Raw genomic sequence first — 12,130 nt, forward strand, 5'->3', positions numbered from 1 at the left:
GTGGTGAAATTTCTATTACCTTCTCTTTTCCCCAGGAGGTTGAAGGATTTGAGAGTGAAATTTCGAAGATGTTTATTAAGCGCATATCAAAATCAGGAGAGGAATATCCGGAAAAATTGCAGGAACGGTGGAATGAAGAATGGAGCGAATTCTTCAGGAAGGTGACATCACAATTCAGAGAACATAAAGGAGCCGTAAGTCCGGATGAGATGCTTGAGATGCTTATTGAAATGAAGCACAGTCCGACAAAATATAATCTGTCCTCCTATGCAAAGCAGGGGTGGGATCGTGCGTGTGGTCTGGCAGTGGAGCGATTCGGATATGACAACTCAGATCTTTTTTTGTTCATGAATTTTCTTCTGCATGAATATGAAGAGATGAAGACCCGTTCTATGGCAGAACCTGACCCGGCAAGGCAGGAGGCATATCGAGGGTCAGAAATGGCCTACAGCGCAATACTATCCTACATCAACCACCACACCAAAGTCAGGTAACAGTGAAGATAAATACTCTTCAGGATATTCTGGTTATGGATCCTGAACAGGATGCCATGATGATCATTGCATCACTTATGGCAGTCTCTGCACGGACAGCACCAAAAGGAAAGGGTGTTGACACTATTGTAACCCGGATTGTTACCGGAAATGATATGGATCGGATTGCAGTTGAGATGATTGCAATCGGGAATAAAACAGGTCTGCCTCCATTTCCCCGTGATGCACAAAACATACGGGATAGTAAGGTATGCGTTCTTATCGGGTGTAAAGGGGCAGAGGACCTTGGACTTAATTGTGGTGGGTGTGGATATCAGACCTGTAAGGAGATGCGCGAGAAGGCATCTCATCATCCTGTCCAGTCTCTCTTTACCGGTCCGAATTGCGTGATAAGAATGGCCGATCTCGGTATCGCAGTCTGCTCCGCAGCGAAAACAGCACAGATACATAATGCAGACAACCGGATTCTCTTCACTGCCGGAGTTGCTGCATTATCACTCCACCTGCTTCCTGATTGTACGTGCGCTTATGGGATCCCGCTCTCAGTTACCGGGAAGAATATTTTCTTTGATAGGAGGCCGGTTACATGACCATCCTGAAGATCAGGGGGGGAGACCTGGACCTGGTTGAGTATGACTTTACGTCATTTCATCCTGGCGAGAATATGAATACCTGTGGTTTTGAAAAATCCTATTCACTCTCGCCTGTTCAAACTCCTGTCAGAACACAGGCACCTGGCCGGATACATCTGACCGTTCTGGATATGAATCGGTTTGCACCCGGACAACCGGGAGGCGGGGGTATTGGATTTGCTATTGATGTTTTTGCCGAAGTGGAAGTCAGGTGCATTGAGAAAGGTTTTGAGATCAATTATTCAAGACCTGCGATCATCAAACATTTCCTTTTAGTATATTCCAAAACAGTTGGATATACCGGAGGATTTTCAGTTACTGCGAAAGACCATGATTATAAACATGTAGGACTTGGCTCCACGAGTACTATCCTCACCGCTTTATCAGCTGCTGTAAACAGGGCTCTAGGAGATCCATTAACCCTTGACCAACTCCGAATACTCATCGGAAACAATTATGTCGAAGAGACAGAAGGCGGAATGATTGCCTACGGATTTGAGACCGGTGTAGGTCCAGCAGTGAGCGGGAGAGGAGGAATGGCTATCCTTGGAGATAATCTGACGGTTGTACATCAGCATATTTTTGCTAAAGGAAAAAATGTTCACATAGTCATCCCCCCAAGTTCGATCTCTTCAGCAGGAGAAGAGGAATTTTCCCTGCTTATGAACAAGGCCCGTTCACTTGATTATAGGGACCGTGAACTGAAGGCATATATTGTTATGATGGACTTTATTCCCGCACTCAATCAGGATGATTTGAAAAAAATGGGCGACTCTATGTGGGAGATGGAGTTCAGGGGATCAAAAAGGGCTGAAATTGAGCATCACTCCTTTGAATTATATCAGTATATGCATAAGCTCAGAAAAGCCGGGCTTGAATTTATCGGTATGAGTTCAGTCGGGCCATCAATAGCAGTAATCACTGATATGTCACGTGAAAAACTCTCATCCATACTCACTCCATTGCAACTTGAAATTGCCGTCAGTACACAAGTGAATAACACAGGTCTTGTTTTTCTCTAAAGAAAACCAATCAAATATAGAATTTTTTACCTTCTGGTGACGAATATTCATGGATATTAAACCTCTCGGCTGCTATATTTCAGGAGGACTTATCTGGTTTTCTCCGGTAATAAACCGGGTATTACGCCTGACGATACCATTTTTACTGACTGGAGCTCTGATTGGAGTACTTTTCTGGCTGTATGATGACACGACCGCTCTTCAGCTGGGTGGTCTGTTATTACTGTATTTTGTTCCTCCGGCAGGCAAAGAGAGTATTATTCCTGCAGGTATCGCCCTTGGGTTTCCCTTTCAGATCATGTGTCTGTCTATAGTCTGGGTAGATATCGCCTGTTGTCTGTTCATGATATGGAATTTTGAACTGATTTGTAATATTCCGTACTTAGGAAATATGATCAGGTATCTTATAAGAAAAGGGGAATTATATCTTGGAAAACACCGATGGCTTGAGCAACTTTATTTTATTGGTCTGATTTTTTTTGTGTTCTTTCCACTACAGGGCACCGGCTCTGTGAGTGGTTCAGTCATTGGGAAGATGATTGGACTTAAAACAATTGAAATTTTTGCAGCTATTGCGATAGGTTCGTTTTTGTCCAGCTTTCTTATCGGCTATTCAGTATACGCCCTGCATGAATATCTGGATGTAAATGTCTGGTATGTTCTTGCAGCGGTTATTTTTATTATTATCGTCTTACCACTTTTATCATATGGATTTTATAAAACAAAAACCGGCAATATGGTATGTTCCTGGATCTCCGGATATGTTCATAAATGCAGAAAATCTTTTAAGAGATAATGGAAGTACCACCTGCATACCTGATCAGAATCATTTTTTCTGTAATGAGACACGGATTCATATCGCACCCTTTAACTTGTCTCGGGTAAACCTTGGATCCGACAAACCCTTTACGTAGGAGTCTTTTTCTGATGCATGAATATGGAATTGCCTATGATATCGTTGTCACATCAAGAAAAGCTGCCCTTGATAACAATGCAACGTCGATAACCCACATCTATGTGGATGTCGGAGAACTTTCAATAATCAATCCTGATCAGGTGGAGTTTCTGTTTTCCACCATTGTGGAAGATGATCCCCTGTTTAAAGATGCAAAACTGACATGTACGAAAGTTGCACCACAGACACGATGTTCATGCGGATATGTCGGGAGTGAAATTTTTGTCTGTCCGGAATGTGGTCAACTCCCGGAGATTGAAAAAGGAAAAGAAGTAGTTGTTACACGAATCGAAGTCGAGGCTGATTAAATGAAAATATCATTAATGCATGGAGCAGGAGGAGAGGTCATGGGTGAAGTCGTTGACCTCTTCTCAAAAATCACCAATACGAATGCCGGAGGGATAGGTCTTGAAGCACTTGACGACGGGGCAGTTATTCCCATAGGAGGCAGGCAGGTAGTCTTCACCACCGATTCCCATGTAGTACGGCCCCTCTTTTTCCCAGGTGGCGATATCGGGCGGATATCAGTCTGCGGGACGATAAATGATATCGCGATGATGGGTGGGAGACCTCTCGCGATTTCCTGTGGACTCATCATCGAAGAAGGATTCGATTTTGATACATTATCCAAAATTGTTGACTCCATGGATAAAGCCCTTTCAGAGGAAAATGTATCCCTGGTTACCGGTGACACCAAGGTAATGGAGAAGGGGGCATTGGATCAGATTGCAATAAATACTGCTGGTATAGGTGTTGCGGAGACTATTGTCAGAGACAATGGACTCAGACCTGGTGATGCCATCATTGTATCAGGTACACTCGGGGATCATGGATTTGCTGTTCTTGCAAGCAGAGAAGAGTTTGATTTTGCAGATCAGATTATTTCAGATGTTGCTCCTCTATCAGGAATGGTCCACGCAGCCATGAATGCAGGAACCATTCATGCCATGAAAGACCCGACACGGGGCGGATTTGCAAGTGCCATCAATGAAATGGCGAAAAAATCAAAGGTCATGATCCGCATTTTTGAAGAGGAAGTTCCGATCCGATCATCAGTCCGAGCTGCATCACAGTTGCTTGGTATCGATCCGCTTGAAGTGGCGAATGAAGGGAAAGTAGTCATGGGAGTTCCGGCAGATGACGCAGAAACCATCCTGAAAGTGCTGAAGGGACACAGATATGGAAAAGATGCAGCAATTATCGGAACTGTTCAGGAAGGAAACGGAGTAATTATGGAGACGGCAGCCGGGGGCGAGCGGTTTATTGAAACACCCATGGGTGATCCGGTTCCGCGTGTCTGCTAAAAAAATTATTTTCTTTTTATAAAAATACCCAGTCCGATAACCAGACTAAGGAGAACCAGAACAACCGGTATTGGTGTCTCCTGTCCTTTCTGCTCATTGCTTCCATATCGGGGGGGCATTCCAAAAGCCTTTGCAGAGACATCAGATAGTGATATCACCTCTGCGGTATCTGCGGTAATGGTCACTTTTTCTGCAGCTTTAAAACTGTAGGGATATACTTTCAGATATATTTCCGATACTGAATCTGAAATTGTGACCGTTTCAGGTACCGTGCCCATCTCTTCATTCACTTTTACACTGGCACCATCCTGGGATGTTTTATATTCAAAAACCAGATCAGTATTTCCGGATACCTGGATTGTTATTGGCGTTTTATTGGTTGAGATCATAAAGAGTCCTGGATTGTCCCGTGAGACCTCTGCCTGAGCAGAAATACCAGAAATCTTTTCAGCTTTATCAGGGGCCGGAGTTGCTGTTGGTTTCACCGTCTCTTTCATTTCTGTTTCTGTAGCTGCAACAGTAACTTCTTGTTTTTCTATTGGACCAGTGAGATGATATTGATCTTTCTCTTCCGAAACTATTGAGTATTTACCGATAAAACCATCATAATCGGTGAAAGATACCTCATACGTCCCAGGTTCTGAAATCGGGAGTTCATATTTTACCCTGCCTCCAGTAACCGGGATAGATTCAGGACCAAAGATTGTCTTATGATCCTTCGCCACTTCCATCTGAATCGCATTTTCCTTATATCCTGATATTTTTGCTTCTATATTGAGTGTTTTTTCAAACTCCTGCCAGGTAGGTGACGTGAAGGTTATCAGATCTGACCGGTCAATTATTTTTACAACTCTGATTGAACGTGAACCAGCGGAGAAATCCCTCTGTGACTGAGATAGGCCTTCTACTTTATAATTTCCTTTTTCAAGACCGTCGGTCTTAAAAGTCACATTAAATGTAGTTTCGCCTTTCTCAGTAATCTGAATTGATTGCCTCTCAATCTCTATGGGAACATTTAATGAATGGGAAAAAATAATGTCAATTTTATCAGGAGGGGGAGTATTCGTTGATCCCGTTACAAGTATGGGTTCTCCTACCTTAACCTGGGCAGGTGCATCAATGGACAGATAATATGCACTGACTGGCCCACATATCAGGATGAGGAGGACCAGTGTAATTACTGATTGAACATAGCGAAGATTCATATGTTGTCCTCTTGTCGGCTTGGTCAATATGGTGGAACTCTCGAACCTAATATATTGTTGGTCGGGTAATGAATACCCATCTGTTTACTCACCGGTGCACATGAAAGAGGAGGAGTATGATAATTATTCCTTATCTGAAATGAAAAATCCAGGTGAGGCAGCAACGTTCAGACTTCATAGACTCAGGATCATTTATGAAACCAATAAAAAACCCTGAAGAACCATTGGCAATCTGGTCAGGTCAGGACTATATTGCAGGAGAAATTCATCCCAGCGTGACTGCGATCATTCGTTCCGGAGGATGTTCGTGGAACAGGTGTAAAATATGTCAATACCGTCATGAACGATTCTCCGGCATCGAAAGGGATGAGCTTTCCCGGCTGATGTATGCACAGATACAACGCCTGAAAGAGCAGATTGAGCAGGTAAATCCGCAGGTTGTGAAGGTGTATACCTCTGGGAGTTTCTTTGATCCCATGGAGGTCCCAGAAGAGATTCAGGAACATCTCATTGAACTGGTCAAAGGGAAAACGCTGATTGTTGAGTCACGATGTGACTATATTGAGGCAGAACAGATCTCCCGGCATGTATCTCATATAAAGGAAGGAGGAGAAGAAGGAAATATTTATGTCGCTATCGGTCTTGAAACAACTTCGGATAAAATCAGGGAGAAATGTATTGACAAAGGCCTGCAATATTCAGACTACCTCAAAACTTCAGAAATAATTCATAAAGCAGGTGGAAAAGTAAAGACCTATCTCCTTCATAAACCACCGTACCTGACGGAACGGGAAGCATATGATGACATGATCACATCAATCCAGGATATCATGCCATTTACTGACCTCATCTCCATGAATCCCTGTACGGTGCAAAGAAACACGCACCTAGAAACATTGTGGAAGCGACAAGCCTACCGCCCACCATATCTCTGGAGTGTCGCATCAATCCTTGCCCAATCACCGGCACACGTGACCTGTGATCCCATCGGCGGAGGACAAGCGAGAGGACCGCATAACTGTGGATCATGCGATGGGATGATACTGGACGCAATAAAGGATTATAATCTGAATGCAGATCGGGAGCTTATGCAATCAGTTATGGAGATGGAATGCACCTGTAAAAATGAATGGGAATATGTAATGAATCAGGAACACCCCTGGTCCATGCCTCTTACCAGATAACTCATTTTTTCTGTAACTGATGGAGTTGATCAAGGAGCATCGGGAAGAAAGCTCCTGCATCACTTACAACGCCGATCGCCTGAGAGGTACCCCGATCCATCAGTTTGGTAAGTGTTGACGGATTTATATCAACGCAAACGGTCATAACATATGATGGGAGACAGTTCCCGACTGCTATCGAATGCAGCATCGTTGCAATCATGAGGACCATCCCGATTTCAGGGACATATCGTCTCATCTCATCCTGGGCAACCATCGCATCGGTAATGACATCAGGAAGGGGCCCATCATCCCGAATAGAGCCAGCAAGGACATAGGGAACATTCCTTTTTATGCATTCATACATGATTCCTGATCCCAAAATCCCTGTTTCTACCGCTTTTCTAATTGAACCGGCTCGCATGATTTCACTAATAGCATAAAGATGATTTTTATGCCCGGCAGAAACCAGTTCACCTGACCGGATATTCATACCAAGAGAAGTACCGAATAAATTATACTCAATATCATGAGTGGCAAGGGCATTCCCGGCAAAGAGAATATCAATATACCCTTCTCTGAACATGGATGCACAGGCTTCGTCAGCGCCGGTATGAATGATTGCAGGCCCTCCTACCAGAGCTACCTTTAACCCTTTTTTATGGGTGTCGATAATTTCCCTGGCAATTTTCCGGATGGTTGTCTCAGTCGGACGTTCTGAAGAGATAACTCCGCCCATGAATTCAAACTCCTCATGAGAACGGGAACGCTCCGGAGGTTTTATCTTCACACCATGCTCACCGATGACGACGAGATCTCCTTTCTGAAGTTTTGACATTGGTGTGGCTCTTGCTGATTTTTTATCAGGTGAGACAACTATAAGGCAATCCATCTCGATATTTTCAACCGGAATCCACTCATTGCCGATGCGAATCTGCGTCGGGTAATTCGTTGTTGAATAAAAACCCTTGGGGACTATCCGGTTTCCTTCAGCCGGAACCAGAGTTACATCTTCTGAATCTACCAGCCGTGCCCCATGCCGGTGAAGGGTACTGATGATAGCATCTAGATTTCCGTTATCAGTTCCGGTAATAAGCACTCTGGCATAGCTGGTATCTGTTTTTCTTTTTCCGACAGAAAACTCCAGGATCTCAAAGTCTCCACCCATATCAAGGATGGAGTCAAGAACATGTTCCATGATCCCAGAGTCAATTATATGCCCGTCGAGTTCGATCTCCCGGGAATCAGTCATACCTGAGACGTTAGATCGTAGCCCTATAAGAGAGTTGGTTGAATGTCTTAAGATTTCATCCGCTCAATCATTATTTCTGCTCTCTTCAGATCCTCCGGCGTGTTGATGTTTAAAGTCAGGAGAGGATCAGGGATAATTATCTGGATCTCTTCCTGTTCTTCATCGATCATGCTCCCGGTAAGGATGTTCATACCAACCGGTATACCTGGAATCGTATCAGAACTCGTCTTTTTTGGATCAGGGGCCCATACTGAACAAGCCGGTCTGCCTGATTCGTGAAATTGTTCAATAACGTTGCGTATATGATCTGCAGTAATACCTGGAAGGTCTGCACATATGGTCAGAAATGGACCGGAGATAGATAATTCATCGACTGCCTGGCATATGTCCTGCACATAGCCTTTCCCGTCTGTACATATCCACGGAATGTCATGCATTCTGCAATAATTTGTTGTGTAAGGAGTCAAGGGAGAGACAATGACCATCGGTTCCAGATCTGCTTTTTCTACCGCATTCAGAACAAATGACAACAGGGGTTTATCATGAATTCTGGTCAGGGCTTTTTCACCCATTCCAAGCCGGGATGCCCTGCCACCTGCCATTATGAGTGCAAACATGCGGAAATCTTCTCCAGTACCTCAATAAAGCGATCATTTTCTTCTTTCGTTCGGATAGCAATCCGAATACTTGTTGAGAGACCAAAAGAGCTGCAGTCACGGACCAGTATATCATTTTTGAAAAAGAGATCGGTGATATACCCAGAAGGCCGGCCTGTCTCTATGAGAAGATAATTGGCACTTGCTTTTGAACAAGACCAGCCTACTGTGGTGATGCTCTCCATCAACCGGGTTTTCTCTTTTTCTATCATCTCTCGTGAGTATTCCAGATCATGATATTTTGAAAAAGCAGAGAGAACTACCTTTTCAGCAAAGGCATTGACCGTCCAGGGGGGGCGCATAACCTCCATGGATGCAATAAGATCCGGATCACCGATCCCGTATCCAAATCTGATTCCAGGGATTGCAAAACTTTTCGTTAATGATCGGAGAACAAATAATCGAGGATCTCTGATATCTGATACAGACTGGGATGGATCTGATAGGTCGATAAATGCTTCATCAATGCAGAGTATCTGATCAGATCTTTTCATAGAGAACCGGGAGATTATCTCCTGCTTTGGTATGAGGACTCCGGTGGGATTATCCGGGTTACAGATGAATGAAAGAGAAGATTCTAGTTCAGTTTTTGCTGATTGTGCCCCGGTGAGTCGTGCAGACAATTCATATTCAGCAAACGTATGTTCAGGAACAAAATAGGCCCTGTTCTTATCCAGCACGGTGTGACATAATGTTCTGATTACCTCAACCGAACCATTTCCTACGGTGATGTTGTCTGGTTTACACCCATGATGACGGGCAATTACCTCTTTTAATACCAGGTACTCATCATCAGGGTACCGGGTCAGTGCGTCTTCAGGTATGGAAAGATCTAATTTTGGGGGATATGGATTAATGTTTGCACTGAAATCAAGAATTTCTCTTGTATTTCCTGCAATATATTTTGCTCTGCCCCCATGAACAGCACGAAGTTCAGATTTGTATCTCATCTGACAGCTCTTTCCTATTCATGAACACCTGATTGTTTACAGCTATCTATTTTCACTCAGGAATAAATCGAAACCTTTATGTATTTATGAATTGTATTCTGTGTATCTCGTTGTGTCTGACTTTTGTCACCTCTATGTCAGACGTGTGACAGACATATGACCGACAGATGTCAGATCATGAGGCTTATGTATGAAGCGAATCACCATCCGGTTGCCTGAACAGCAGATAACGCTGCTGGAGAAGATGGTTGAGGCGGGTGAATTTCCCACCGTCTCCGAGGCTATCAGGGATGCTGTACGTATGCTCATCGAAAAGCGGGCGACCAGAGTGCTCGCTGACAGTGATCAACTGTCATTTTAGACGTGAGGGGGATAAAAGTATGCAGAGTATCATCAATGCCGCAGTCATCAACGCGGAACGAGAAAAAGAACTCAAGAATATATCGCAGAACTATGATGATGATATCGATGGACAACCACGAATCGTCATCATTGGATGCGGTGGGGCCGGAAACAATACCATAAACCGTCTTCATCATATGGGCGTCTCCGGCGCAGAGACGATTGCCATTAACACTGACAAACAGCATCTGGACATGATTCAGGCCGATAAGCGTATTCTTATCGGAAAGAGCCTGACAAAAGGACTTGGAGCAGGAGGTTATCCTGAGATCGGCAGAAAAGCTGCAGAAATGGCTCGTCCAACCTTAGAAAGTCTTCTTGAGTCCGTTGATCTCTGTTTTATCACTGCAGGTATGGGAGGGGGTACCGGAACCGGATCTGCTCCGGCAGTCGCGCAGATAGCAAAGGAACAGGGAGCCATTGTTGTCGGTATGGTTTCCTATCCGTTTGATGTTGAGAAGGCCAGACTGATTCGGGCTGAAGACGGACTTGAGGCCATGTCAAAGGCATGTGATTCAGTCATTCTTCTTGACAATAACCGGCTGAAGAGTTTTGTTCCAAACCTTCCACTTGCACAGTCTTTCTCAGTCATGGACCAGTTGATCGGTGAGACGGTAAAAGGAATTACTGAGACGATTACTGAACCGTCACTCATTAACATCGATTATGCTGATGTCAGGGCAATCATGAGCAAGGGTGGTGTCGCAACCATGCTCGTCGGAGAGTCAAAACAACAGAATAAAGCAGAATCCGTTGTTCGAGAGTGTCTCTCCAACCCGATGCTTGACATTGATTACCGCGGCGCAACCGGGGCATTGATCCACATCACCGGCGGGAGTGATCTGACGCTCATAGAATCCGAAGAGATCGCTTCCTCTCTGACCTATGAGCTAGATCCTCATGCCGATGTTATCTGGGGAGCCCGTATCCGTTCAGATATGGAAGGAAAAGTCCGCGTTCTTGCCATCATGACCGGCGTGAAAAATGGCGACACTATCGCCAAGCCAAAACAGCCCTACAAGGAAAAACTTGACAGAATAGAAGAACAGATCCGTTATCCGAAATCCCCTGACCTTGCGCGAATTAAACCCCGCTCAGTCACCGCAGCAATGGATTACGCAAGCGGACCTGACATCATGTGGATGTAAAACACACCTTTAAACAACTGCCATAGACCTCAATATTATAATTTTCTTTTTTTTCGTTTTCTCAAAAAAGCGGGATTTTGTAAACTTTTTAAGGGCCTGAACATACTGTAATACTATGACGGGCACTACATCAGTCAGAGGAGGAAATACCGGGAGACATTAATTATAAAAATGATGTTGTCTTCTTAATAGTAGAAGGTCACACAGGATCCCTTCGCGATTTTATGAACGATGGGTCTCTTGTTTCGGAGCCTTTTGGTATTGGGAGTCGAACATACGTGGATCGTGTAGCGAACAAGAACTGTAGTCGAACAGATGAATGTTATACCACTCGTTGCGGGTGGCAGGCATCCCTGACGGGAATCCTGAAGCGTTATCTATCTCTGATTCTGCCCGTTTTCACACGTCCTTTTGTACATACTACGTATTGCTCTTACGTATGTCCCATCTCTCGCACCGGTAGGGGATACCAGACGTGCCTTTTAATGCGAGGATTGGTTAACGATGTTGAATGAACTGATTGATAAAAGAAAAGTTACTATCTCGGGATCTGAAGATCACAAGACAAAAAGAAATGAGTACAATGCTCAGGCCAGCCAGTACGCCAGAGAGCGGAATACTCTGAACAATCAGACCCGTGAATGTGTTGAAGAAGCACAAAAGCACAAGGAACTCCGGGATCAGTTCAATAAGGAAGTTCAGGAACTTAAGGATAAGAGAAACGAGCTCAATGAACAGGCAAATGTCCTCTTTGGAGAGATCGATGCTTTCAAAAAGGAACATGGCGGTATAAAAAGCCGGAGTATCAAGGAACTTCACAAGCAGATTGAACACCTTGAGTTCAGACAACAGACCGAAGTGTTCACGACTGAAAAAGAACGTGAACTCATTGAAAAGATCAAAGCCCTGAAGGAACAGCTTCGTGAGCAGGAAGCTGAGATCGAACA

At 44.3% G+C, this 12,130-nt stretch carries 14 protein-coding genes; 10 read left to right on the forward strand and 4 right to left on the reverse strand.

Going from position 1 to position 12,130, the window contains the following annotated elements:
• From LDL35_RS05350 to hypE, 6 genes are all read left to right on the forward strand, one after another.
• On the forward strand, positions 1-494 hold a 494-nt coding region (locus tag LDL35_RS05350; RefSeq protein WP_304020210.1), incomplete at its 5' end, for a hypothetical protein.
• Positions 495-496: 2 nt separating this feature from the next.
• Positions 497-1,084: a ferredoxin domain-containing protein gene (locus tag LDL35_RS05355; RefSeq protein WP_369694885.1), complete on the forward strand. Its 588-nt coding sequence runs from the start codon at positions 497-499 to the stop codon at positions 1,082-1,084.
• Complete coding sequence (locus tag LDL35_RS05360) at positions 1,081-2,148, forward strand: GHMP kinase (protein WP_304020211.1); 1,068 nt, start codon at positions 1,081-1,083, stop codon at positions 2,146-2,148. The genes LDL35_RS05355 and LDL35_RS05360 overlap by 4 nt, the downstream gene beginning before the upstream one ends.
• A gap of 49 nt (positions 2,149-2,197) precedes the next feature.
• A complete protein-coding gene (locus tag LDL35_RS05365; RefSeq protein WP_304020213.1) occupies positions 2,198-2,944 on the forward strand; it encodes a small multi-drug export protein in 747 nt (248 codons plus the stop codon).
• A 131-nt stretch (positions 2,945-3,075) separates the two neighbouring features.
• Positions 3,076-3,411: a hydrogenase maturation nickel metallochaperone HypA gene (locus LDL35_RS05370; RefSeq protein WP_304020214.1), complete on the forward strand. Its 336-nt coding sequence runs from the start codon at positions 3,076-3,078 to the stop codon at positions 3,409-3,411.
• Complete coding sequence (hypE, locus tag LDL35_RS05375; protein WP_304020215.1) at positions 3,412-4,407, forward strand: hydrogenase expression/formation protein HypE; 996 nt, start codon at positions 3,412-3,414, stop codon at positions 4,405-4,407.
• A 5-nt stretch (positions 4,408-4,412) separates the two neighbouring features.
• On the opposite strand, the gene LDL35_RS05380 is transcribed toward hypE, so the two are convergent.
• Positions 4,413-5,612 carry a hypothetical protein gene (locus LDL35_RS05380; RefSeq protein WP_304020217.1) on the reverse strand — a complete coding sequence of 400 codons (1,200 nt, stop codon included), beginning with the start codon at positions 5,610-5,612 and terminating at the stop codon, positions 4,413-4,415.
• Between the two features lie 194 nt (positions 5,613-5,806).
• Between LDL35_RS05380 and LDL35_RS05385 the strand changes: the two genes are divergently transcribed.
• Positions 5,807-6,796 carry an archaeosine biosynthesis radical SAM protein RaSEA gene (locus LDL35_RS05385; protein WP_304020219.1) on the forward strand — a complete coding sequence of 330 codons (990 nt, stop codon included), beginning with the start codon at positions 5,807-5,809 and terminating at the stop codon, positions 6,794-6,796.
• A 1-nt stretch (position 6,797) separates the two neighbouring features.
• On the opposite strand, the gene LDL35_RS05390 is transcribed toward LDL35_RS05385, so the two are convergent.
• Genes LDL35_RS05390 through LDL35_RS05400 form a run of 3 tightly spaced genes read right to left on the reverse strand, consistent with a single transcriptional unit; the run spans position 6,798 to position 9,633 of the window.
• Positions 6,798-8,027 carry a TIGR00300 family protein gene (locus LDL35_RS05390; protein ID WP_304020220.1) on the reverse strand — a complete coding sequence of 410 codons (1,230 nt, stop codon included), beginning with the start codon at positions 8,025-8,027 and terminating at the stop codon, positions 6,798-6,800.
• A gap of 47 nt (positions 8,028-8,074) precedes the next feature.
• Positions 8,075-8,644: an NTP transferase domain-containing protein gene (locus LDL35_RS05395; RefSeq protein ID WP_304020222.1), complete on the reverse strand. Its 570-nt coding sequence runs from the start codon at positions 8,642-8,644 to the stop codon at positions 8,075-8,077.
• On the reverse strand, positions 8,629-9,633 hold the full coding sequence (locus LDL35_RS05400; RefSeq protein ID WP_304020223.1) for a histidinol-phosphate transaminase: 1,005 nt from the start codon (positions 9,631-9,633) through the stop codon (positions 8,629-8,631). Before LDL35_RS05400 ends, LDL35_RS05395 begins: the two co-directional genes overlap by 16 nt.
• Positions 9,634-9,823: 190 nt before the next feature.
• Here LDL35_RS05400 and LDL35_RS05405 point away from each other — a divergent pair, with 190 nt between their 5' ends.
• The 3 genes from LDL35_RS05405 to LDL35_RS05415 form a co-directional block, all read left to right on the forward strand.
• Positions 9,824-9,994, forward strand: coding sequence for a ribbon-helix-helix domain-containing protein (locus tag LDL35_RS05405; protein WP_011447970.1), 171 nt, complete (start codon positions 9,824-9,826; stop codon positions 9,992-9,994).
• A gap of 19 nt (positions 9,995-10,013) precedes the next feature.
• Positions 10,014-11,183, forward strand: coding sequence for a cell division protein FtsZ (gene ftsZ / locus LDL35_RS05410; protein WP_011447971.1), 1,170 nt, complete (start codon positions 10,014-10,016; stop codon positions 11,181-11,183).
• Positions 11,184-11,687: 504 nt separating this feature from the next.
• Positions 11,688-12,130: coiled-coil protein (locus LDL35_RS05415; RefSeq protein WP_369694886.1), on the forward strand; the 443-nt coding region annotated here is incomplete at its 3' end.

It is taken from the genome of Methanospirillum hungatei, assembly GCF_020216685.1.
Taxonomy (GTDB): Archaea; Halobacteriota; Methanomicrobia; order Methanomicrobiales; family Methanospirillaceae; genus Methanospirillum; species Methanospirillum hungatei_B.

Coding starts and splice junctions, on each gene's coding strand:
- LDL35_RS05360 (WP_304020211.1), top strand. CDS start 1,081: ATGACCATCCTGAAGATCAGGGGGGGAGACCTGGACCTGGTTGAGTAT.
- LDL35_RS05365 (WP_304020213.1), top strand. CDS start 2,198: ATGGATATTAAACCTCTCGGCTGCTATATTTCAGGAGGACTTATCTGG.
- LDL35_RS05370 (WP_304020214.1), top strand. CDS start 3,076: ATGCATGAATATGGAATTGCCTATGATATCGTTGTCACATCAAGAAAA.
- hypE (WP_304020215.1), top strand. CDS start 3,412: ATGAAAATATCATTAATGCATGGAGCAGGAGGAGAGGTCATGGGTGAA.
- LDL35_RS05380 (WP_304020217.1), bottom strand. CDS start 5,612: ATGAATCTTCGCTATGTTCAATCAGTAATTACACTGGTCCTCCTCATC.
- LDL35_RS05385 (WP_304020219.1), top strand. CDS start 5,807: ATGAAACCAATAAAAAACCCTGAAGAACCATTGGCAATCTGGTCAGGT.
- LDL35_RS05390 (WP_304020220.1), bottom strand. CDS start 8,027: ATGACTGATTCCCGGGAGATCGAACTCGACGGGCATATAATTGACTCT.
- LDL35_RS05395 (WP_304020222.1), bottom strand. CDS start 8,644: ATGTTTGCACTCATAATGGCAGGTGGCAGGGCATCCCGGCTTGGAATG.
- LDL35_RS05400 (WP_304020223.1), bottom strand. CDS start 9,633: ATGAGATACAAATCTGAACTTCGTGCTGTTCATGGGGGCAGAGCAAAA.
- LDL35_RS05405 (WP_011447970.1), top strand. CDS start 9,824: ATGAAGCGAATCACCATCCGGTTGCCTGAACAGCAGATAACGCTGCTG.
- ftsZ (WP_011447971.1), top strand. CDS start 10,014: ATGCAGAGTATCATCAATGCCGCAGTCATCAACGCGGAACGAGAAAAA.